This is a genomic window from Flavobacterium sp. HTF, assembly GCF_003105115.1.
GTDB lineage: Bacteria > Bacteroidota > Bacteroidia > Flavobacteriales > Flavobacteriaceae > Flavobacterium.
Genome location: NZ_QETH01000018.1, coordinates 17289 through 39272 on the forward strand (window position 1 = coordinate 17289; position 21984 = coordinate 39272).

General features: G+C 34.5%; 21 protein-coding genes and 1 pseudogene. 15 read left to right on the plus strand and 7 right to left on the minus strand.

What is annotated here, in order from left to right; all coding sequences use genetic code 11:
- The first annotated feature begins 74 nt into the window (after nucleotides 1-74).
- Nucleotides 75-518 carry a hypothetical protein gene (locus DCO46_RS07860; protein WP_116752014.1) on the plus strand — a complete coding sequence of 148 codons (444 nt, stop codon included), beginning with the start codon at nucleotides 75-77 and terminating at the stop codon, nucleotides 516-518.
- On the opposite strand, the gene DCO46_RS07865 is transcribed toward DCO46_RS07860, so the two are convergent.
- On the minus strand, nucleotides 515-1345 hold the full coding sequence (locus tag DCO46_RS07865; RefSeq protein ID WP_243416275.1) for a sensor histidine kinase: 831 nt from the start codon (nucleotides 1343-1345) through the stop codon (nucleotides 515-517). The two genes, DCO46_RS07860 and DCO46_RS07865, sit on opposite strands and share 4 nt — an antisense overlap.
- A gap of 376 nt (nucleotides 1346-1721) precedes the next feature.
- Here DCO46_RS07865 and rlmD point away from each other — a divergent pair, with 376 nt between their 5' ends.
- Genes rlmD through DCO46_RS07880 form a run of 3 tightly spaced genes read left to right on the plus strand, consistent with a single transcriptional unit; the run spans nucleotide 1722 to nucleotide 4446 of the window.
- A complete protein-coding gene (rlmD, locus tag DCO46_RS07870; protein ID WP_116752016.1) occupies nucleotides 1722-3134 on the plus strand; it encodes a 23S rRNA (uracil(1939)-C(5))-methyltransferase RlmD in 1413 nt (470 codons plus the stop codon).
- Between the two features lie 12 nt (nucleotides 3135-3146).
- On the plus strand, nucleotides 3147-3674 hold the full coding sequence (locus tag DCO46_RS07875) for a DUF6452 family protein (protein WP_116752017.1): 528 nt from the start codon (nucleotides 3147-3149) through the stop codon (nucleotides 3672-3674).
- The gene (locus DCO46_RS07880) at nucleotides 3646-4446 is read left to right on the plus strand and encodes a DUF6048 family protein (protein WP_116752018.1); all 801 of its coding nucleotides are present in this window, start codon (nucleotides 3646-3648) and stop codon (nucleotides 4444-4446) included. Before DCO46_RS07875 ends, DCO46_RS07880 begins: the two co-directional genes overlap by 29 nt.
- A 186-nt stretch (nucleotides 4447-4632) precedes the next feature.
- On the opposite strand, the gene DCO46_RS07885 is transcribed toward DCO46_RS07880, so the two are convergent.
- Together DCO46_RS07885 and DCO46_RS07890 are read right to left on the minus strand one after the other, a co-directional pair.
- A complete protein-coding gene (locus DCO46_RS07885; protein ID WP_116752019.1) occupies nucleotides 4633-4869 on the minus strand; it encodes a hypothetical protein in 237 nt (78 codons plus the stop codon).
- Between the two features lie 86 nt (nucleotides 4870-4955).
- Nucleotides 4956-6119, minus strand: a complete 1164-nt coding sequence (locus tag DCO46_RS07890) for a class I SAM-dependent RNA methyltransferase (RefSeq protein ID WP_116752020.1) — start codon at nucleotides 6117-6119, stop codon at nucleotides 4956-4958.
- 159 nt (nucleotides 6120-6278) lie between these two features.
- Here DCO46_RS07890 and DCO46_RS07895 point away from each other — a divergent pair, with 159 nt between their 5' ends.
- Both DCO46_RS07895 and DCO46_RS07900 read left to right on the plus strand, forming a co-directional pair.
- The gene (locus DCO46_RS07895) at nucleotides 6279-7043 is read left to right on the plus strand and encodes a class I SAM-dependent methyltransferase (protein ID WP_116752021.1); all 765 of its coding nucleotides are present in this window, start codon (nucleotides 6279-6281) and stop codon (nucleotides 7041-7043) included.
- A gap of 88 nt (nucleotides 7044-7131) precedes the next feature.
- Entirely contained in the window at nucleotides 7132-7800 is a 669-nt protein-coding gene (locus tag DCO46_RS07900) for a ZIP family metal transporter (protein WP_116752022.1), read from the plus strand.
- Nucleotides 7801-7936: 136 nt separating this feature from the next.
- Here the strand turns inward: DCO46_RS07900 and DCO46_RS07905 are convergent, their stop codons facing one another.
- Both DCO46_RS07905 and DCO46_RS07910 read right to left on the minus strand, forming a co-directional pair.
- Complete coding sequence (locus tag DCO46_RS07905; protein ID WP_116752023.1) at nucleotides 7937-10324, minus strand: outer membrane beta-barrel family protein; 2388 nt, start codon at nucleotides 10322-10324, stop codon at nucleotides 7937-7939.
- 156 nt (nucleotides 10325-10480) lie between these two features.
- Nucleotides 10481-11620, minus strand: coding sequence for a helix-turn-helix domain-containing protein (locus DCO46_RS07910; RefSeq protein WP_116752024.1), 1140 nt, complete (start codon nucleotides 11618-11620; stop codon nucleotides 10481-10483).
- A 166-nt stretch (nucleotides 11621-11786) separates the two neighbouring features.
- On the opposite strand from DCO46_RS07910, the gene murQ reads away from it, so the two are divergent.
- The 8 genes from murQ (at nucleotide 11787) to DCO46_RS07955 (ending at nucleotide 17837) form a co-directional block, all read left to right on the plus strand.
- On the plus strand, nucleotides 11787-12602 hold the full coding sequence (gene murQ, locus DCO46_RS07915; protein WP_116752025.1) for an N-acetylmuramic acid 6-phosphate etherase: 816 nt from the start codon (nucleotides 11787-11789) through the stop codon (nucleotides 12600-12602).
- Nucleotides 12603-12625: 23 nt separating this feature from the next.
- Nucleotides 12626-13087: a hypothetical protein gene (locus DCO46_RS07920; RefSeq protein WP_116752026.1), complete on the plus strand. Its 462-nt coding sequence runs from the start codon at nucleotides 12626-12628 to the stop codon at nucleotides 13085-13087.
- 2 nt (nucleotides 13088-13089) lie between these two features.
- Nucleotides 13090-13311, plus strand: a complete 222-nt coding sequence (locus DCO46_RS07925) for a DUF6095 family protein (RefSeq protein ID WP_116752027.1) — start codon at nucleotides 13090-13092, stop codon at nucleotides 13309-13311.
- A 65-nt stretch (nucleotides 13312-13376) separates the two neighbouring features.
- Entirely contained in the window at nucleotides 13377-13949 is a 573-nt protein-coding gene (locus tag DCO46_RS07930; protein ID WP_116752028.1) for a pentapeptide repeat-containing protein, read from the plus strand.
- Nucleotides 13950-13951: 2 nt separating this feature from the next.
- Nucleotides 13952-14527: a DUF1572 family protein gene (locus DCO46_RS07935; protein WP_116752029.1), complete on the plus strand. Its 576-nt coding sequence runs from the start codon at nucleotides 13952-13954 to the stop codon at nucleotides 14525-14527.
- Nucleotides 14528-14746: 219 nt separating this feature from the next.
- Nucleotides 14747-15118: a DNA topoisomerase IV gene (locus DCO46_RS07945; protein WP_116752031.1), complete on the plus strand. Its 372-nt coding sequence runs from the start codon at nucleotides 14747-14749 to the stop codon at nucleotides 15116-15118.
- 170 nt (nucleotides 15119-15288) lie between these two features.
- On the plus strand, nucleotides 15289-17208 hold the full coding sequence (locus DCO46_RS07950; protein ID WP_116752032.1) for a DUF294 nucleotidyltransferase-like domain-containing protein: 1920 nt from the start codon (nucleotides 15289-15291) through the stop codon (nucleotides 17206-17208).
- Between the two features lie 2 nt (nucleotides 17209-17210).
- Nucleotides 17211-17837 carry a PolC-type DNA polymerase III gene (locus DCO46_RS07955; protein ID WP_116752033.1) on the plus strand — a complete coding sequence of 209 codons (627 nt, stop codon included), beginning with the start codon at nucleotides 17211-17213 and terminating at the stop codon, nucleotides 17835-17837.
- 33 nt (nucleotides 17838-17870) lie between these two features.
- On the opposite strand, the gene DCO46_RS07960 is transcribed toward DCO46_RS07955, so the two are convergent.
- Nucleotides 17871-18518, minus strand: coding sequence for a hypothetical protein (locus DCO46_RS07960; protein WP_243416276.1), 648 nt, complete (start codon nucleotides 18516-18518; stop codon nucleotides 17871-17873).
- A 14-nt stretch (nucleotides 18519-18532) separates the two neighbouring features.
- Between DCO46_RS07960 and DCO46_RS07965 the strand changes: the two are divergent.
- Nucleotides 18533-19201, plus strand: a pseudogene (locus tag DCO46_RS07965) (AAA family ATPase); the annotation flags it as partial.
- Nucleotides 19202-19254: 53 nt separating this feature from the next.
- Here the strand turns inward: DCO46_RS07965 and DCO46_RS07970 are convergent.
- Nucleotides 19255-21975 (minus strand): DNA gyrase/topoisomerase IV subunit A, encoded by a 2721-nt coding sequence (locus DCO46_RS07970; RefSeq protein ID WP_116752034.1) that lies wholly within the window; start codon nucleotides 21973-21975, stop codon nucleotides 19255-19257.
- Between the last annotated feature and the right edge of the window lie 9 nt (nucleotides 21976-21984).

Here is a 21984-nt window from a genome sequence, read left to right on the forward strand (position 1 = left end):
TAAGTTGCATTAAATATTTTAAGATTTTAATCTTAGTATCTTTGCAACTTAGAAACTCAGTCCCTTCCCATAAAATGCTTACAAAATCAAATTTCAAAGAATGGTTTAACAGATATAAATATGCTGAATTAGCAAGTACATCAGCAGCACTTCTGACCTCTTTGTTTAGTAAAATTTACAGCGGATTAACAACTGCCTATTTAATTACTTTTGCGGAATATCTGGCTTTTTACGGGGTTATCCTGATTACGTCTTATAAAAAAACAGCATATCAGAATAAACTTGAGGACAGGAAAACAACATTCAGGGAAATTCTTTCGCTGGTAAAAAATTTAGTTCTGGAATTTGGTTATCCTGCTTTTTTGGACTTTCTGGTAGTCCGGCCTTTTTGCATGTACTGGATGCCAATTTTATGCGGCAATTATTTCTTCGGAATTATACTTGGTAAACTAACAGCCGATTCCTGTTTTTATTTCTTTACCATTATAAATTACGAGATTATTAAAAGAAGAAATTAAACGTCAAATACAATCTTAAATTCAGCTCCTTTGTTCTTTCCTTCACTTCCAGCAGTAAGCTCTCCTTTATTTCTTTCTATGATCTTTTTGCATAAATACAGACCAATTCCGGTAGAGGATTCTTTTGCAGTTCCCAAACGGCTCATTTTTGTGAACTTTTTAAATAATTCATCAATCTGATTTTTATCGAAACCAACTCCTTTATCAATAACGGTAATAATCAGTTTTTCCTTTTCAAAATATATCCTTACTTTGATTTCACTATCAAAATAAGAAAATTTGATAGCATTGCTTATTAAATTCACCAAAACCTGAATCAGTAAGCCTTCTTCAATTCTTAGTTTAGCTTCGACTAATTCTAAACTTAATGAGAGTTTTATATTTTTATCCAGTAAACGCTGCTCAACCTGTTCGTTTATAAAAGGCAAAATACCCGGAAATGCAATAGTTCTGATTTCCTGATTTATCTTTGCTACCTGATCATGCTCATTCAGTAATTTTATAAAATTATCGATATACCTGAATTGCAGATTCGTTGATTCACAAATTAAGCCCGCCAGATTTTTTACAGAATCTGAAGGATTTTCACTTATGATAAGGTTAGCAAGGCCTTGCGGATTTCCGGCGAAATTTTTCAGGTCATGCGAAAGCATATAAATCAAGTCCTGTTTTTCGTTTATAAAACTTTCTGCTTCGTAGATAGACTCCTGAATATTACACATTAACAAACCGGCCTCATCAGTATATTCTGTTGGTAAAACCGATAATTTCCTGTCATTTCTATACTCGTCTAACGATTTCGAAGCTATTGCGATTGGGTCTATCAACTGTTTTAACACCACGAGGGTTACGAAAGTAGCCAGTAATGTCATAATCAAAGAAAAAATCAGGATAGAGGTTGGAGATATAGTATTATCAAAAAAAAGGACAAAAAATAAAATTCCGATCAGGGGGATGTGTATACCTATAAATGCAACAAACAAAAATTTGAATGCATAGCTTTTTTTTAAAAAGCTAATTTTTGAAAGATTGTGATACAACTTCATAAAAAATAACGAAACAATAGGTTAAAAATGCAGCATTTGGGATTATTGCTAAAACAAAGTTACTTTTTATACTTGATTAAACTAACAAAATAAAAAAAATGGTAAAATATTTTAAAATTTAAATTTGAAAAAGTTTACAAACCCTTATTTTTGCGCTATGGGAAGAAAAAATACAGACAAAGTTGTCTTTCATCAGATTCCGGTTCTTGATGCCGGAGCAAAAGGAGTATCAGTAGCAAAGGCTCCTGACGGAAAAGTAATCTTTATTCCGAATGTTGTACCTGGTGATGTTGTTGACGTACAAACTTTTAAGAAAAGAAAAGCCTATTATGAAGGCAAAGCAGTAAAATTTCACGAATTATCAGAGCACCGTATTGATCCAATTTGTGAGCATTTTGGAGTTTGCGGAGGATGCAAGTGGCAAAATATGAAATACAGCCAACAGTTGTATTACAAACAGAACGAGGTAAAAAATCATTTACAACGTATCGGAAAAGTAGAACTTCCTGAATTCGAAACCATTCTGGGTTCAGACAAGCAATTTTTCTACAGAAATAAAATGGAATTTTCTTTTTCTAACAGCCGTTGGTTAACCGAAAAAGAAATCGTAAGCACGGAAGATCTGGGAAACAGAAATGCCTTAGGATTTCACATCCCAAAAATGTGGGATAAGATTCTTGATATCACAAAATGTCATTTGCAGGAGGATCCTTCAAATGCGATCCGCAACGAAATCAGAGATTTTGCTAATGAGCATAATTTAGCGTTCTTTAACCCTAGAGAACATTCAGGATTGTTGCGAACTGTAATGATCCGTACCGTTTCTACAGGAGAAATCATGGTTTTGATTCAGTTTTTTGAAGAAGATAAAAAGAACAGAGAACTAATTTTGGATCATCTGTATGAAAAGTTTCCACAGATCACTTCTTTACAATATGTTGTAAACGGAAAACCAAACGATACCATTTATGATCAGAATGTTATCTTATATAAAGGAAGAGATTACATTTTGGAAGAAATGGAGGGCTTAAAATTTAGCATTAACGCTAAATCTTTTTACCAGACGAATTCTGACCAGGCTTATGAATTGTACAAAATAACACGCGATTTTGCAGGTCTTACCGGTAATGAAACTGTTTATGATTTATATACAGGAACGGGAACTATAGCTCAGTTCGTTTCTAAAAAAGCAGGAAAAGTAATTGGTGTTGAAAGTGTTCCTGAAGCAATTCTGGATGCTAAAGCAAATGCAGAACGCAATAATATTACAAATTGTGAGTTTTTTGTTGGTGACATGAAAGTGGTATTTAACGAAAGTTTTATCGCTCAACACGGAAAACCTGACGTAATTATCACAGACCCGCCAAGAGATGGTATGCATGCTGCAGTTATTGATCAGATATTGAAAATTGCTCCTAAAAAAGTAGTTTATGTAAGCTGCAACTCTGCTACACAGGCGCGCGACCTTGCTTTAATGGATGCTAAATATAAAGTAACGAGAGTTCGTCCTGTAGACATGTTTCCGCAGACGCATCATGTTGAAAATGTTGTACTTTTAGAACTTCGATAAGAAAAAATATACATGAAAAAAATAATCTCTTTTTTATTGCTTTTTGCTTTTGGTTTGTCCGGCTGCGAGAAAGATGATATCTGCGATGCAAATACACCAACAACTCCCCGATTGATAATCACTTTTTACGATATCAATAATCCGACTGTCAGAAAAAAAGTAACCAACCTTAAAGTAATTGGTTTAGATCAGGACGAAGGAATTATTTTTAATGAAGCTGCTATAGATGAAGCAAAATATGTAATAACTACTGATTCTATTGCTGTTCCTCTAAAAACAGATGCAGAAACGACAACTTATGATTTTATATTAAACTCAGGAAATCCTAATGCATCATCAGAAAACAAAGACAGAATAAAGTTTAATTATACACATCAGGAAACATATGTATCAAGAGCTTGCGGCTTCAAAAGCATCTTTCAGTCTTTGACCTTACAACGTACCGATCCTAACGCAGACGGACTTTGGATGCAGAATATCTTTATAATAAACCCTAACATTGAATACGAAAATGGAACACACATTAAAGTATTTTTTTAGTATTTCTCTATTGTTTTCAATGCTTTTGGTTCAGGCCCAGGAAACTGCCACAAAAAAAGAAATTGTACAGATAGACGAAAAAGCTAAAACAAAACCATCTGCTCAGCAAATAAAAACAGATACGCTTCCGAAAACGGATCGATATGGCCTGCGCGTTGGTGTCGATTTATATAAACTGACACGTGGTTTTTATGATAAAGATTATAAAGGAGTTGAGTTTACCGGAGATTTTCGTCTAACCAAAAAATATTATTTAGCAGCAGAATTGGGGTTTGAAGACAAAACAACCGATGACGACAGGCTAAATTCATCTGCAACAGGAACTTACCTAAAAGGAGGTTTTGATTACAATACGTATCAAAACTGGCTTGATATGGAAAACCTTATAACGATTGGGTTACGCGGAGGATTCAGTACTTTTAGCCAGCAATTGAACAGTTATAAAATATACAATCCAAATCCATATTGGGGAGAACAGCCGGCAATTGCTTCAGGAGAGAAATATAACGGTCTTACGGCAGCCTGGATTGAAGTTGCTGCGGGAGTTAAAGCAAAAGTATTCAACAACATATTTGTTGGCTTTGCCGTGCAGCTCAAACTTTTGGTAAGCAATAAAGAACCAGGAAATTTTGAGAACCTTTACATTCCGGGCTTTAACAGAACATATGACGGAAACTTCGGCGTTGGTTTTAACTACACCGTATCTTATTTTATTCCGCTTTACAAGAAAAAAGTAATCGTTCCTGAAATCATACCCGCTTCTAAAAAGTAGACTAAGGTTCTTAGGGGCTAAGGTACTGAGAGGCTAAGGTACTGAGGCGCTAAGGCGCTAAGGCGCTAAGATACTGAGTTAAAAAAATAAAAGGAAGCCACGAATAATAATTATTCGTGGCTTCCTTTTTTAGTTTACTTCTTAAAATCTTAGAACCTCAGTACCTCAGCACCTTAGAACCTTATATTATCCTATTTCTCTAATTCCTTTTATAAAAATCCATTTCATAAAAAGTTTTTCGCCGTCTTTGGTTTTTACGGCCTGAAATTTAGGCGAAATCAAAGTCGCCACGATAAACGATGTCATCGGAATCCAGATTCCTGTTAATCCTGTATATTCAGCAATCAGAAATCTCCCCGCAATGAATAAAATTGCAAAAGATCCTAATTGGTATAAAAAAGCTCTTACTTGTAGTTTTGTCATTTTTCTTTTTTTAAGGTTCAGAGTTACAAAGGTTCAAAGTCGCAAAGTTTTTCCCTTTGTACCTTTGAGCCTTTGTCTCTTTGTTACTATTCGTTAACCTGAAATTTCGTTCTCTTACTTCCTTCGTACATTTCGTATTTTACCAGACGTGCTTCTAAACTTCCGTTAAAAAGTTTTATTTTACGGGATGGTTTTAGTCCGACGAATTTTAGGGCTTCAAGATTTGCAGTTATAAACCATGCATTCGTTCCCGGATAGCTTTTCTTCAAAGTATCTCCTATATTTTTATAGAATTCTTCCATATGAATATCCAAACGCTCGTCATACGGCGGGTTAAAAACCATATGAAGTTTGCCTTCAATTTCTTTTTCAGAATCAAAAAAGTTGTTTTCTGAAACCGAAACATAATCCTCCAAATTAGCGTTTCTGATATTATCTTTGGCTTTGCTTACAGCACTTGGTGCTTTATCAAAACCTTTTATGGTATAATGAAATTCCTTTGTTTTTTTCATCAGGCTGTTTACAATCTGATCAAATAAATCATTATCCCAGTCTTTCCATTTTTCAAAAGCAAATTCTTTTCGGTTGATGTTTGCCGGAATATTGCAGGCAATCATAGCTGCTTCTGCCAAAAAAGTTCCTGAACCACACATCGGGTCCAGAAAATGACTCTGCCCTTCCCAGCCTGACAACAATAAGATTCCTGCTGCCAAAACTTCATTGATAGGTGCAATGTTCGTAGCTGTTCTGTAGCCGCGCTGATGCAGTGAATTTCCTGAGGTATCCAAGGCAACCGAAACCTGATCCTTATCTATATGAACGTTGATACGCAAATCCGGAAAAGCTTTATCAATACTCGGACGCTGTCCTGTTCTTTCTCTAAACTGATCCACAATGGCATCCTTACACTTTTGGGAAACAAACTCAGAGTGATTAAAATAAGTAGAATGTACCGTTGCATCAATAACAAATGTCTGGTTGGCATTTAACAATTTTGACCAGTTTATACCCGAAATCCCTTTGTATAAAGCCTGCTCATTATTGGCTCTGAAAGAATAAATCGGCTTTAAGACTTTAAGCGCAGTCCGCAATGATAAATTGGCTTTGTACATAAAACCTTTATCCCCCTTAAAACTGACCATTCTCACGCCTTTTTCTACATCCTGGGCACCCAGAGCACGCAATTCATTCTCTAATATTTCTTCAAAACCAAAAAAACATTTGGCTATCATTCTAAAATTTTCTTCCATCTTTTTATTTGAATTAAAACAGATTCCTAATCAAAATCAAATCTGCATTAAAAACTTTACTGTTTACTTAACTATTCGCGAGGTATCGTTGCGAAATAGTTATTTTTCGGCAAAAATACACTAAATTTGCGGTACTTTGAATTAATTGAAATAGAATAAATGTCTGACGCACCTAACTCATCAACGCCAAATCAGGAAACCAATAACGAAAATTGGTTTACTTCGTGGTTTGATACTCCGTATTATCACATTCTTTATAAAGACAGAAACTATCGGGAAGCTCAGATTTTTATGGATAACCTGACGCATTATCTAAACCTTCCGGAAAAGGCAAAAGTCCTGGATCTTGCGTGCGGAAAGGGACGTCACTCTATTTACTTAAATCAGTTAGGGTTTAATGTTCTGGGCGCTGATTTATCTGAAAACAGCATTTCTGAAGCCAGTAAAAACAGTAACGAAACTTTACATTTTAAAGTTCACGACATGCGTGAGCCTTTTGAAGAAAAGTTTGATGCTATCTTCAATTTGTTTACCAGTTTTGGTTATTTCGAAAGTGACGATGACAATCTTACCACACTAAAAGCCATCAAAGAAAGCTTATCGGAATATGGTTTTGCCGTAATTGATTTTATGAATGTCAATCAGGTTATTGAAACTTTGGTTCCCGAAGAAGTAAAAACCGTTGACGGAATTGACTTTAATATTAAAAGATACGTAGAAGACGGTCATATTCTGAAAGAAATAGATTTTGAAGATGAGGGCAGAAAATTTCATTTTACTGAAAAAGTAAAAGCTTTGACCTTAAAAGATTTTGAAGATTTAATGGCAGAAGCGGGTATTTTTCTATTAGATATTTTTGGGGATTATAAACTCAAAAAATTCCACAAAACAGAAAGCGAACGATTAATTATGATTTTTAAATAGATTGTCAGTCGTTACTTGTTCGATCGGTTGGCCGATTAAACAAAAAACAACCAGGACAGTTAAGCAAATCAACGATTAAAGCAAAATGATGAACTATCTATTACCCTTATTTTCTGTACTTTTAGGATATATTGTGGCTTTGTTTTTAAAACCACAAAACAAAACCAATTTAAAATTATTACTGGCATTTAGCGGTTCATTTCTATTATCACTGACCGTAATGCATCTTTTACCCGAAGTTTATCATTCGCACCATCATAATATTGGACTTTTTATTATGATCGGAATTTTATTTCAGATCATCCTTGAATTTTTTTCCAAAGGAGCCGAGCACGGGCATGTTCACGGACATGCGCAAATGTCCCAGATTCCGTGGCTGCTTTTTATCAGTCTTTGTATTCATGCTTTTCTGGAAGGTTTTCCGGTAAGTCACCATCATGATCTGGCTATAGGAATTGCTATCCACCACTTGCCAATTGCTGTAATTTTAACAACATTTTTCATGAATGCCGGCCTAAACAAAAAAGCCATTTTTGCTTTTATGGTTACTTTCGCTATCATGACACCGTTAGGCACAGTTGCTTCTGATTATTTACCAATTTTGAATGATTATTATACTGAAATCACAGCTATTGTAATTGGTATTTTATTCCATATTTCATCTACTATAATTTTTGAAAGCAGCGAAGGGCACAAATTCAATATTGCCAAAGTTTCTATGATTGTACTTGGAATTCTGCTGGCTTTCTTTTTATAATTTGGGCGTGACCCCATCCCGAGTTTCAAATTTCAGGTTTCAAATTTCAGGTTTCAGGTTTCAGGTTTCAAGTTTCAGGTTTTCAATAAAAATTATCTAATTATCAAATTGACTAATTATCTAATTATCTCATTCCCTAGTTCCCGGTTCTCTTTCTTTCTTCCTGATTTCCAAAATTGCGTTCCTTTACATTAATCTTTTTGTTTCCAAAATTGTAAATCACAGACAAACGCACAAATCGGTTACTTTCATTTTGGCTGTACACCTGTTTTACGCCATTTACAACCGATGCAAAATCTTTTAGATAAGAAGTATTAAAAATATCATTTGCTAAAAATGCAACCTGCAGTGTTTTATTGAACAAATCCTGTTTAAAACCAATATCAAAACTGGAAACATATCCAACTTCATACAAACCACTGTTAAAAGGTGTACTGTAATTAAAATCAACCTGAAGCTTTGTCGTTTTCCCTAAAATAAAAGTATTGTTTGTCGTAAAATCAACTTGCAGGCTATTTGACGGTGTTGAATTTATATCTTTTATAAATTCAGTTTTTGAGCCTAAAAAATACAATGAATTCTCACTCTGCCACCAATCTGCAAAACTTGCCGAATAACTTTCTCCAAGTCCGTAATTCAACCCTTTAAAATAGTTTTCGCGCGTTACAATCTGTGTATTTGTTTCCGGAATCGATGTAAAAATAACGCCATAACCGTTTGCAATCACATTCATAAAAACACTCGTTCTCAAAACCTCTTTATACGAATGCGCCAATTCAAAATTATCACTGAATGAAGGCTTCAAAAACGGATTCCCTTCAGAATAACTATTGCTGTTAATGTAAACCTTAAACGGATTCAGTAAATCAAAACGGGGTCTGTTAATCCTCTTTCCATAATTTAAACTAAAAGTATTATTTTCATTTTTCTTGTATGAAGCATAAAAAGTTGGAAATAACTTCAAATAATCATTTACGTTTTCCTGGTTCAGCGTTTGAGAAAATCCTTTTGTTTGCGTATTCTCAAGCCTTAGTCCCAGTTGAAGATCCCATTTGTCATTTATTTTTTTATCTCCGTTAATATAAACTGCCTGGTTATTTTCAGTGTATTCAAACCGATTCGATTGGTTTGGGTCTAATTGGGCTGTACCCGAAATATTATCGTAAAAAAGTACATCACTTACACTGTTTGTCAAACTCATTTTTGCGCCGTAGGATAAATTAAACGCCTGAAACGGATGCACCATATCACCTTTAAAACTCCAGTTATCAATATCCTGGTTTGAAATGTTTCTTCCTGCCTGATTTATATCAACAAATTCCATTTCAGGTGTATAATTATTTGCTGTAAAATCTCTGTCAAATTTTGAGTTGTAATTAAAATAATCTACATCAAAAGACAATTTTCGCTTCAAAGAATCTATCTGCGTTATCAAATGCGCATTATATGTCTGATTTTTTGATGCTTTATCCGTAAAACTTTTATTCAGTGTCACATTATTCAAGACATTTTGATTATCATACTTTTCAATTCTGATATCTGAACCAAAATCAGGATTATTTCTGTCATTCAAAAACTGAAAACCAATTGTTGTGTGTTCAGAAAAATCATAATCCAACGCCAGTTTTCCTGAAAGATTTTCATTTTTTACTTTTGTTGTACTGTTCATTCTAGAAAGTCCGTCAGGAAAATACATTTCCAGATCTTCATCAGAATTTTTATAACCGGTTTTTCCGTTAACACTTGCCGAAAATCTAAATTTGTTTTTATTGTAGAAGAAATTATTTCTCAAAGTATAAATCCCGTATTTATTCTGATCGTAAGAAGCAGTGGTTGTGTTTTTCCAGGAATTGCGAACTCCTTTTTTCATGATGATATTAATCAGTCCGCCAGTCCCGTCAGCTGCATATTTTGCCGGTGGATTGCTTATAATTTCAATACTTTTGATATCAGCTGCCGATATTGATTTTAAAAAATTGTTGAGCTCCTCGCCTGTTAATTCAATCAGGCGCTCATCAATCATTACGCGGGAAGTTCCTTTTCCTAATATTGTGATCAAATCGTTTTTTACCACAACACCCGGAGCTGTATTAATTGCGCTCAGAGCGTCACCTCCGGCCGTAGTCACATTATTTTCAGGATTATAAACCAGACGGTCTGTTTTCTGCTCGATAGTTTTGTTTTTTGACTGAATAACAACCTCGCCGAGATTGGTGGCATTTTCCCTGAGGATAATGATCCCTAAATCTGTATCATTTTCTAATGAAATTTCTTTTTCATAATCAGCATATCCCAAAAGACTGATTCCGATTTTATAAGAACCGCTTTTTAGGTTGATTTCAAAAGAACCATCTTGTCTGGTTGTGGTTCCGTCAATAATTTTTGCTTCCTGATTTAAGATCGAAACATCGGCCCATTCTAACGGAGTTGTTTCGCCTGCTATTTTTCCTTTTAATTTTAATGTTGACTGTGCTAAACAAAATAAAGGCAATACTAAAAAGATTAAGAGGTTCGATTTTTTCATGGTTTCAATTTTTAACTTGTTCGATTAATTTGAAGCAAAGTTGCCTTAGAAAATCTCCATGAGCGACCGACAAAAAAAAGTCGAACCATTTTCTCATCAGGAAATTGGTTCGACTTTATTGCGTATGAAGTACGACTTTTTACAAAACGTTTATTTTCAACTGTTTCTGTATACTGTCGGTGTCAAATTTGTATATTTTTTGAAAGAGGTATTAAACGAGGATTTTGAATTAAAACCTACTTCGTATAAAATTTCAAGAATCGTAAGCTGGCTTTTTGACTGATCTTTTAAAATGTGCATGGCTTTCTGAATACGATATTCATTCACAAAATCAAAAAAATGCTGGTCAATATGATGATTTATCAGGATAGACAAATCCCGAACCGGAATATTAATCTGATTTCCCAGTTCCTGAATCGTAAGTGACGGATCAAGAAAAGGCTCTTTTTCGGCCATATATTGTTTTAATTTTGAAATCTGATCCCTGATTACATCATTTTGAATGTGGTCTGGTTCGTTTTTAATTTCAGCCTCCGGCAGGATATCTTTAGTCAGTTTTAATTTAGAATTAATTCCCCTGAAAAGTTCCGGATGATTTAAAGCTTTCATTATAAACCAACAGGTAATTAGTAATGCAATGCTTCCTACGAGAACATTTGCCCAAAGAAATGTTTCATCAAAATTCGTATATCGTAATAAAGTTTTTAATACCACAATAACATGCGCGCAAAGAAAAACTGTAGTCATTTGAAAAAGCCATTTATAGGTTGAAAAACCGGCATTAGCATAGTTCTCTAAATAAAGCCCTTTATACTTCTTTAAAATCAGGTATACACTTATGATATAAAAAAAGTATTGAATTTCAACTAAAAAACGGAAAAACAGCATTTCTGGTATTTGATCATGAATTCTGAAAAATCGAACTTTCTCTATCTCGTCAGCAGCATAAAATCCCGGAATAAAAACTAAATTCACTACAATAAATGGGATTCCATGAAGGAAATGCTTCCATTTTAACCGAAAATCAGAATAGCATACAGCAAGAACAAACAAATAAAACAAAGGCATTCCCAATAAACAGGTTGTCCATCTAAAAACTTCAATATCAAATTGTCCTTCAATAAATTCATAGAAAAAAAAGCCACTGAGATCGAGTGCGCTAAGAATAAAAAAGAATGCAAATAAACGGTTTGCGAGTTTATTTTCGGTTTTTACGGTAAAAAGAAAAAACGCAAGAAACAGCGAAACAAAAACGGCTATCCAGGCGATTATATTCAAAAAACTTAATTTGTCCATTGGTCTTTATTATAGAACAAATATAGCATTTTACTTTATTTTAGATGAATTCAGAAAGCATTCTGAATCATAAAAATATTAAAAAACAATGATTAGTTTAACTTTGAATTTTTATTGATTTGCCATAAAAAAGTTTAATTTTGGAGGATAACTATTTCGATAAAAAATGACGTTTACAAAAACAACCGAACAATCTTCAAAATACGAACATTTAGAAAAAATGTCAGTTCATGAACTGCTTATCAACATTAATAATGAAGATAAAACAGTTCCCAACGCAGTAGAAAAAGCTATTCCGCAAATCGAAGCTCTTGTAGCAGAAACAGTGGCAAAGTTAAAACTGGGCGGAAGAATATTTTATATCGGTGCCGGAACATCCGGACGTTTAGGTGTTGTGGATGCTTCGGAGTGTCCTCCTACTTTTGGAGTTCCTTTTGATTTAGTAAACGGAATTATTGCCGGTGGCGACACTGCCATTCGTCGTGCAGTAGAAAACGCAGAAGACAATGCAACTCAGGCCTGGATTGATCTGCAGGCAAATAATATTGGCGAGAACGATATTGTTATCGGAATTGCTGCCTCCGGAACTACCCCATATGTTATTGGAGGTCTGGAAACCTGTAATCAAAATGGTATTCTGACAGGGTGTATTACTAATAATGCAGGAAGCCCACTAGCGTTAACGGCAAAATTCCCGGTTGAAGTTGTTGTAGGTCCGGAATTTATTACCGGAAGTTCAAGAATGAAAGCAGGAACAGCCCAGAAATTGGTTTTGAACATGATTTCGACAGCAGCAATGATTCAGCTTGGAAAAGTAAAAGGCAACAAAATGGTGGATATGCAATTGAGCAATGTCAAACTGGTAGATCGTGGGGTAAAAATGATTATGGGAGAAATTCCGGTTTCTTATGAAGATGCTTCTGAACTATTGAAAAAATATGGCAGCGTAAGAAATGCTGTTGATAATTTCAATAAAATATAATCCTTAAACCTCATCTTAAAACTATGAAAACAAAAATTACCATTCTTCTATTATTAATTTCTATCTGTTCTTTTTCTCAGCATCTTAGCTATAAAAATGGCAAAGTTTTAGATTCTGACGGCCAAAAAATATCTAATGCCGAAGTAAAAAAAATATTGTCATCCCAGCCTGAACTTTTAGCAAAATATAATACCGGAAAGACAAAAAGTACAGCCGGAGGGTTACTTTTAGGATTTGGACTTGGCTTAACAGCCGCTGATCTCGTAGGAGGTTTAACACAAGATGTAAAATACCCAACAGCTCTTACATATGTGGGATTGGCAGCGACGCTGATTTCAATACCTGTTCTATCCGGGCGTACAAAAAAAATTGAATCTGCTATTGATGGTTATAACAATTCATCGCCAAAAAAAGTTGGATTTTCAATTGACAAAATGAATCTCATAACTAATAAAAATGGGATAGGCATGCAACTATCTTTTTAAAAATGGCAACAAATAAACAATTATTAGGAAAAGGCATTAAGTACTTATCAGGTTCATTACCTCTTTTATTTATTGGGCCGTCATTGATTTATAATGCATTTATGAATCAGCATACTGACTGGCATTATCTGGTTTTAGGAATTGGAATCGTGGCTTGTTTAAGTGCTATGTTCTTGATTTTTTATGGGTTGAAAATCATTATGAAGGGGTTGTTTAATGACTAAATCAGTTATGATATAAAACCGACAGGTTTAGCATAATCTACAATTTAAATTTTAGCTTAAATAAAATGGAAGGCATAATACACATTCAGAAAACATTCGAGAAAGTCATTTATATTGACAAAAAAATTAACAATCGGGAGTTTGAAGATTGTGTATTCAAAAACTGTGATTTCTCAAACAGCAACTTTGCTTACAATAGTTTTTTAGACTGCGAATTTGTCGATTGCAATTTGTCGATGACAAGCCTTGCGGGGACAAGTTTAAAAAATGTAACTTTTAAAAACTCCAAACTTCTTGGAATCGCTTTTAATGAATGTGATGATTTCCTGTTTCAGGTATATTTTGAAGAATGCACTTTAGATTACGCGGCTTTTTCAAACAAAAAAATGCCAAAAACTAAGTTTATAAATTCTTCTTTGCGGGATGTTGCTTTTATTGGTGTGAATTTAACCAGTGCTGTTTTTGATAATTGTAATCTCGAAGGAGCTATTTTTAATGAAACACAATTAGCCGGCGTTGATTTCAGGACGGCTTATAATTACAAAATTGACCCGGAATTTAATCCGATGCGAAAAGCACAGTTTTCTACACAGGGAATTGAGGGTCTTTTAGATAAATACGATATTAAAATCATATAATTATGAGTGCCGATAATTCCTATTTAGAAAGCGTTAAAAAACAATTCCTGTATTATAAAATGCTGGGCGAAAAAGCAATAGCACAACTGGAACCTGAACAGCTTTTTGTCGCTGTCAATGAAGATACCAATAGCATTGCTACAATTATAAAGCACATTTCGGGCAATATGCTGTCACGCTGGACTGATTTCCTAACCTCTGACGGAGAAAAGGAATGGCGTAAACGAGACTCAGAATTCGAAAATGATTTACAATCCAAAGAAGAAGTCCTGTCTGTCTGGAACAAAGGCTGGGATTGTCTTGAAAACGCTTTGAATGAGTTAAAACCGGAACAGCTTTCGGATATTATTTATATCAGAAATGAAGGTCATACGGTTATTGAGGCGATAAATCGTCAATTGGCACATTATCCGTATCATGTTGGTCAGATTGTTTTTTATGCCAAACAATTAAAAAACAGTTCATGGGATAGTTTATCAATTCCTAAAAATAAATCCGGAAATTACAATGCCGAAAAGTTTGGTAAGGAAAAAGAAATTAAGAACTTTACCGATGATGAACTCAAAAGACTGAAATGATTGAATATCATGCAAATTTAGGTGGATTTTGGTACTGGATTTTAATTAAATCGTGTAAAACACGTTTATGTGAAGAACAAGCTATTAAAAACAAAAGACGTAATTTGATTTTTCTCGGGATTCTTAATATTATTTTTGCTCTTATTGGTGCTTCATTTCTTATTTACACAATATACTTCTAACCTTGATTAGCTCTTTAAAAACAACATCCAATTAATTATGAAAAAAATTATACTCTTACTTCCAATTCTGGCTTTGGTATCCTGTTATAATGCGGAACACAACTGCAAAGATTTTAAAAACGGGAAATTTAAATTTGAGTTTGAAGTAAATGGTGTCAAAAAAACAACGTTTTTCGAGCGCAAAGACGGTATTGAAATTGAAACTTTTGATGGTAAAACGGACACTTCTACAGTACGCTGGGTAAGCGATTGCGAATATATCTTACAGAAAAAACATCCGAAAAACATGGCTGAAGAAAAAGCGATCAGCATGAAAATTTTAACGACTGAAAAAGATTCTTATACTTTTGAATTTGGTATGGTCGGATCTGAAGAAAAGCAACGAGGTAAAGTTTTTAAAGTTGAGTAAACTCTTTAAAGTCCCATATAGGGACTTTTTTTATGTATTATCTTAAAATAAAAATCATAAAAAACTTGCGCATGTGCACCTTTGTGTCTTTGCGCCTTTTCAAAAAATACTTTAGTGTTTATTTCACATTTATATTTTTATATAGTATTTTAGAACTCTAATCTAACCTAATGAAAAATACCATTTCGCAAAGAGTTGCCGACTTTTTAAAGAATTACCCACCGTTTAATTTCCTTCATCCGAAGGATCTTGAGAAACTTTCGGAACAAATTTCTATTGTTTATAAAGAGAAGGATTCTGTGATTTTTGCAGAAAATGAAAAAACACATGATTCTTTTTATGTGGTACATAAAGGTGCCGTGGCCTTAAAAAAAAATCAGAAAAATGTTGTTTTGGATATGTGTGATGAAGGGGATATTTTTGGATTACGTCCGCTTCTGGCACAGGAAAATTATATAATGGAAGCGGTAACGCATGAAGAAAGTATATTATATGCGATTCCAATTGCTATTTTTAAACCTTACGCACTGGAGAACAGAAATGTTGGAAATTTTCTGATTGAAAGTTACGCTTCTAATACAAGAAATCCTTATTCTGATATTCATAAAGACAAACTTTACGGAGATGATTTACTTCAGGAATCGATGCATTCTGACAGTCATTCTTTTGATTTACAACCGATAAAATATTCAAAAAAAATCGTTACCTGCAGTCCGTCTACCACTGCCAGGGATATTGCAAAGATAATGACGAAGAAAAAAGTCGGAGCAATACTGATTGTTGATGAAATGCTTCCAATTGGGATTATCACAGATAAAGATCTTCGCAATAAAATTGTAACAGGTGACTATTCTATTCTGACGACCGCTGAAACAATCATGACTAAACCCGTCATTACCTATCCTAAAAAAATGACGGTAACTGAAGCGCAAATGGCCATGATGAGAAGCAATATCAGTTATTTATGCCTTACAAAAGACGGTACAACGAATACAAAAGCAGTTGGGATTCTGTCCAAACATGATGTAATGGTGGCATTAGGAAATAATCCGGCGGTTTTGATAAAAGCTCTAAAAAGAGCCAAAAAAGCTAAGGATATAAAACCTATCCGTGCAAGAATAATGCAACTCCTGCAAGGTTATTTAGATCAAAATATTCCGATGACATTGATTTCTAAAATCATAACCGGATTAAATGAAGCCTGCATCACCCGCGTTATTGAAATTTCTCTGGAAAAAATGAGCAGTCAGCCCCCTGCAAAGTTTGCCTGGCTGGCATTGGGAAGCCAGGGAAGAAGTGAGCAAATGCTGCATACCGATCAGGACAATGCAATTGTTTATGAAAATGTCTCTGATGTCTTTAAAGAGGAAACAAAAGTATATTTTCAGAAATTTGCCACTCTTGTCAATAAAGGCCTTTTTGAAATTGGCTACGAGTATTGTCCTGCCGAAATGATGGCTTCAAACCCAAAATGGTGCATGAGCCTTAATGAATGGAAAAAGCAGGTACACCATTGGATTACAAATCCGGGGAAAAATGAAGTTTTGTTATCCTTTATCTTTTTTGACTATAGTTTAACTTATGGCGATGCGGAAATTACAAACAGTCTTTCAGATTATATTTTTGAAACTGTAAAGGCAAATCCTGTATTTTATGTCCATTTAGTAAGCGGTGCTTTGCAAAGTCCTTCCCCTACCGGGTTCTTCAGACAGTTTTTAGTAGAACAGGATGGCGCGAATAAAGATAATTTTGATATAAAAAGAAGAGCGTTAATGCCTCTTACTGATGCTGCCAGAGTTTTGATTTTATCACATTCTGTAAAATCAATAAGCAATACTGCAGAACGTTTTGAAAAATTAGCAGAGCTGGAACCTAACAACAGGGAACTATATTTATCGTGTTCGTATTCGTTTAAGGCTTTATTAAAATTCAGGACCAAACAAGGTCTTTTGCATAATGATTCAGGGCAATTCATTGCATTGGAATCGTTATCGAAAATGGAAAAAATAAAACTCAAAAGAACTTTTAAAACTATAAAAGAACTTCAGGAGTTAATCAGTATTCGGTTCAATATTTCAAACATCGTATAAACATGAGTTTATTTAATTTCTGGAAAAAAGAAGATAATCTTTTCGATGAAAATATCACTATCGAAGAAACCCGGTTTGTTGTTTTAGACACAGAAACAACTGGTTTTGATTACGAAAATGACCGGATCCTGTGTATTGGCGCTTTGGCTTTGCAAAACGGGATTATCGCAATTCAGGATAGTTTGGAAATTTATATTGAACAGGATCATTATGATAAATCAACGGCCCAAATACATGGGATATTAAAAGCTTTTGTAATCAACCGGCCAAGCGAATCTGAAGGGTTAGAAAAATTTTTAGCTTTTTTGGGAGATTCTATAATTATTGCACATCATACTGTTTTTGATATCACAATGATAAATAAGGCATTAGAGAGAAATGGTTTTCCTTTGCTCTCTAATCTGACCTTAGATACGGCAAGCTTATACAAAAGAACTCTGATTAAATCTCATTTGTTTGAACGCAAAGATCATTACACCTTAGATGATCTCGCCGATAAGTTTGACATTTCAAAAAAAGACAGGCACACGGCTTTGGGAGACGCTTACATCACTGCAATTGCTTTTTTGAAAATCGTAAAGAAATTAAAGGAGAAAAAAGTAATTAATTTAAATCAGCTTTTTAAATAACAAAGGTTTGAATTTTATTCAAACCTTTGTTATTTAATTATCTATAAACAAACGATACGGAAATACATTTGAAGATCTGTTTTTAAGCTGTTTCATAAAACTGTCACATAAATAATCCCATTCTGCATTAGATAAATGCTGTTTTTCTTCGCGATTTGTCTGAATATAAATATCGACTGTTCTACTGAAACCCGCTTTTACCGAAACTTCTTTTCGCGTTCCTTTTTCGATTTTAATAGCCGAAACAGCATTTTTAAAATGATTAAAACCAAATGCTTTTATGTCAGCAAAAGTCACGATTCTGCCGCGGGTCAATAAGGCATTTCTATAAGCCAAAATACGGTCTTTGTTGCTTTGTTTGTTTAAGCCTCCAACAGTATTGGTCATTAAGGTCATTGTATTGCTTATAAAAAATAAATTATCATTGCTTTCCAAAATGGTACCGGCCTTGATATCATTTCCTTCTTCGGCACAAGTTGACCAGTAACTTATCTCAAATGATTTTCCAATAGATTCATCTGCCTTGGGTTTAATCATCAGGTAAGGATCGCTATTTTTAGAAAAACTGCTTTCCTTTGCCTGTTGCTCAACAGATGCCAGCAGTTGATTAATTTCGACCAAAGAACTATTCATAAAATCTTTTCCTAAGCCTGCAAACGAAGAACTTTCGTCTTTTAACAAATCCAGGACATTTTGCAATAATTCACGGTGCGCCTCCAGGATACGTTGGTTATGAGGAAGGCGGCTTGCTGGTCAATAAAATTCGTCAAAAACCTTATTCAATAGTATTATTTGACGAAATCGAAAAAGCCCATCCTTCTGTCTTTGATGTTTTCCTGCAGATTATGGACGAAGGGAAACTGCATGACAGATTAGGGAAAGAAGGTGATTTTTCGAATGCCATCATACTTTTCACCTCAAACATTGGAGCAGATCATATTGTAGACACGTTCAACAATGGTCAAATTCCTACTTCAAGCTCTTTAATGGAAATTATGGGTAATTATTTCCGACCTGAATTTTTAGGACGATTGACTGAAATAGTACCTTTTGCACCTATAAATATGGAAAACGCATTAAAAATATTTGAGATCCATCTTAAAAAGGAATTCATGGATTTGTTGAAAAACATTAATGTTACTGTTGAAATTCCGATTGAGGCTAAAACTTACCTGGCTGAAAATGGATTTAATGCTAAATACGGAGCAAGACCAATCAAAAGTATTATCAGAAGTCATTTGAGAAGACCTCTGGCAAAAAAAATAATTTCAGGAGAAGTTAAAGATGGTGATTTTATTAGAGTCATTATCGAAAATAATGAGGTAAAATGGGTTCAGGACAAAGTTCCGTTACAGCTTGATTAGATTTCAATTACAAAAAAACGCTAAGAAACTAATCTTAGCGTTTTTCATTTATTTTAATCTAAAACCAATCCTATTTGGCCATCATCATCTAATTCTGTTTCAACCGGATCATCTTCTGATAATTCCGGCTTTTCCGGAACTTCTTCTACCGGCTCTTCATAAGGAAGCGGGTCTAACAAATTAACTTGTTTTAGTTTATCTGCGGTTAATTGATTTCCTAAAGCTTTAAAACCTTTTACGGCTATAAAGTCTTCTACATCTACATGTAAATCTTCTTTCTGAACACCTTTTACTTTCGTGAAAACCAGTTGTGCTACCGGACGATAGTCTGTCGATACAATTTCTAATTGCGAATTTGGGTGATCTGTAATGAAGCTTTCTTCTTTATTTTCGGTTTCAACCAGAAAACGTTTTAAGAAATAACGCTCTTTTTCGCCATCATAATAAATCGCAGAAATAGGTTTTTTAGGTTTCCATTTTTCTAAAACGATCATATCTTCATCAAAATGAGTCGATAACTCCGGAGTGATTACTTTTAGTTTTCCTGACTGGCTTATTATCAAAATCTTATCACTTGGTTTAAATTCACCAAGCAATTCACCTCGGGCATCCACATTCAGACGTTTTACAGTATCATCGAACCAGACTTTTCTTGGCAGTAAAGTAGAAATTCCTTTTTCTTTTAATTCGATTTTCTTAATTGGATATTTAGTAACTAAATTTCCTTTTGAAGCACGTCCTTTAATTGCCAAAGCAGCAAAGTCTATGTCAAATTTCAGTTTTTTGATGGTTCCTATCTGACGCAATAAAATAGTAACTACTTCAGCTTCTCCGTTTGGATTATGAGAAAAATAAACCACCTGAGAACCGTTTGTCCCATTTGTCAGATCATAAGACTTGTCTCTTGTTACTCCGGAAACATTAAAACGTTTGATATAAGAAGGGCCTGATTTTCCGTCACGATATATCATATTGTAAATCGTGCGTTTATCGCTCTTATCAAAAACAGCAACATGTATGATATCTTTTCCGATAAATGTTTTGGCATCTACTTTTGTAATCATCATTTTACCATCGCGTAAAAACACAATTACGTCATCAATATCCGAACAATCGGCTACATACTCGTCTTTCTTTAAACTAGTTCCAACGAAACCTTCTTCTCTGTTTACAAAAAGTTTTGTGTTACGCAAAACAACTTTTGTTGCCTCAACATTATCAAAAACACGAAGTTCTGTCTGACGTTCGCGGCCTTTTCCGTATTTCTCTTTTAATTTGGTAAAATAAGCAATTGCAAAATCGGTTAAATGCTCCAGATTGTGTTCTACTTCTTTCATTTCTTCTTCTAACTTCGCGATAAAATCATCGGCCTTGTCAGAGTCAAAACGGGTAATACGAATCATCGGAATCTGAGTCAGTCTTTGCAAATCATCATCATTAATTTCTCTGACGAATGATTTTTTGAAAGGCTCAAAACGGTCGTATAAATATTTATAAAGCGATTCCCTATCAGAATATAATTTAAAATCAATATACATTTCTTCGCGAATGAAGATTTTCTCCAAAGTAGAAAAATGCCATTTATTTTTTAATTCTTCTAATTGAATTTCTAATTCCTGACGAAGCAAATCAACTGTTCTGTGAGTTGAAATTTTCAACATTTCAGAAACTCCGATAAACAATGGCTTATTATCCTCAATAACACATCCTAAAGGTGCTACAGAAGTTTCACAGGCTGTAAAAGCAAATAAAGCATCAATTGTTTTATCCGGCGAAACACCCGGGAAAAGATGAATTAAAATCTCAACATCGGCAGCTGTATTGTCTTCAATTTTCTTGATTTTGATCTTGCCTTTATCATTGGCTTTCAAAATACTGTCAATCAAAGTCGAAGTATTGGTCGAAAACGGAATCTGCGTAATTACCAATGTATTTTTGTCTAACTGCGAAATCTTAGCACGCACACGTACACGTCCGCCACGAAGCCCGTCATTATAATTGGACACATCGGCAATACCTTGTGTCATGAAATCAGGATATAATGTAAAGGCTTTTCCTTTTAAAATCTTGATAGAAGCATCAATCAATTCATTGAAGTTGTGAGGCAATACTTTTGTTGAAAGCCCAACTGCGATACCTTCTGCTCCCTGTGCCAAAAGCAATGGGAATTTTACCGGAAGATTATTTGGCTCTGCACGACGACCGTCATACGAAACACCCCAATCTGTAATTTTTGGAGAATATAAAACCTCTAAAGCAAACTTAGACAAACGTGCCTCGATGTAACGTGAAGCTGCCGCACCGTCACCTGTTAAGATATTTCCCCAGTTTCCCTGGCAGTCAATCAATAAATCTTTTTGACCAATTTGTACCATGGCGTCACCAATACTCGCATCTCCGTGTGGGTGATACTGCATGGTGTGTCCTACTACATTGGCAACTTTATTATAACGACCATCATCCAGTTCTTTCAGAGAGTGCATAATACGACGCTGTACAGGCTTGAAACCGTCTTCGATAGCAGGAACTGCACGTTCCAGAATTACATACGAAGCATAATCCAGAAACCAGTCTTTGTACATTCCGGTTACTTTCGTAATAACGTCTTCGCCTTCTTCTTCCTGATTTTCGTAAAAATGCTGTCCCTCAAAATGTCTGGCATCTACGTCGATAATCTCATCGTCATCTCCATCCTGATTGTCATCAATCTGGTTTTCATCCTGATTATTTTCGTCGTCGTTTGGAATTATGTTATCGTCTTCTTCGTCTTTCATTTATTTTGA

Bases quoted from the DNA above. Each gene is read 5' to 3' on its own strand.
- DCO46_RS07860 (WP_116752014.1), top strand. From the start codon at position 75: ATGCTTACAAAATCAAATTTCAAAGAATGGTTTAACAGATATAAATAT.
- rlmD (WP_116752016.1), top strand. From the start codon at position 1,722: ATGGGAAGAAAAAATACAGACAAAGTTGTCTTTCATCAGATTCCGGTT.
- DCO46_RS07875 (WP_116752017.1), top strand. From the start codon at position 3,147: ATGAAAAAAATAATCTCTTTTTTATTGCTTTTTGCTTTTGGTTTGTCC.
- DCO46_RS07880 (WP_116752018.1), top strand. From the start codon at position 3,646: ATGGAACACACATTAAAGTATTTTTTTAGTATTTCTCTATTGTTTTCA.
- DCO46_RS07885 (WP_116752019.1), bottom strand. From the start codon at position 4,869: ATGACAAAACTACAAGTAAGAGCTTTTTTATACCAATTAGGATCTTTT.
- DCO46_RS07890 (WP_116752020.1), bottom strand. From the start codon at position 6,119: ATGGAAGAAAATTTTAGAATGATAGCCAAATGTTTTTTTGGTTTTGAA.
- DCO46_RS07895 (WP_116752021.1), top strand. From the start codon at position 6,279: ATGTCTGACGCACCTAACTCATCAACGCCAAATCAGGAAACCAATAAC.
- DCO46_RS07900 (WP_116752022.1), top strand. From the start codon at position 7,132: ATGAACTATCTATTACCCTTATTTTCTGTACTTTTAGGATATATTGTG.
- DCO46_RS07905 (WP_116752023.1), bottom strand. From the start codon at position 10,324: ATGAAAAAATCGAACCTCTTAATCTTTTTAGTATTGCCTTTATTTTGT.
- DCO46_RS07910 (WP_116752024.1), bottom strand. From the start codon at position 11,620: ATGGACAAATTAAGTTTTTTGAATATAATCGCCTGGATAGCCGTTTTT.
- murQ (WP_116752025.1), top strand. From the start codon at position 11,787: ATGACGTTTACAAAAACAACCGAACAATCTTCAAAATACGAACATTTA.
- DCO46_RS07920 (WP_116752026.1), top strand. From the start codon at position 12,626: ATGAAAACAAAAATTACCATTCTTCTATTATTAATTTCTATCTGTTCT.
- DCO46_RS07925 (WP_116752027.1), top strand. From the start codon at position 13,090: ATGGCAACAAATAAACAATTATTAGGAAAAGGCATTAAGTACTTATCA.
- DCO46_RS07930 (WP_116752028.1), top strand. From the start codon at position 13,377: ATGGAAGGCATAATACACATTCAGAAAACATTCGAGAAAGTCATTTAT.
- DCO46_RS07935 (WP_116752029.1), top strand. From the start codon at position 13,952: ATGAGTGCCGATAATTCCTATTTAGAAAGCGTTAAAAAACAATTCCTG.
- DCO46_RS07945 (WP_116752031.1), top strand. From the start codon at position 14,747: ATGAAAAAAATTATACTCTTACTTCCAATTCTGGCTTTGGTATCCTGT.
- DCO46_RS07950 (WP_116752032.1), top strand. From the start codon at position 15,289: ATGAAAAATACCATTTCGCAAAGAGTTGCCGACTTTTTAAAGAATTAC.
- DCO46_RS07955 (WP_116752033.1), top strand. From the start codon at position 17,211: ATGAGTTTATTTAATTTCTGGAAAAAAGAAGATAATCTTTTCGATGAA.
- DCO46_RS07970 (WP_116752034.1), bottom strand. From the start codon at position 21,975: ATGAAAGACGAAGAAGACGATAACATAATTCCAAACGACGACGAAAAT.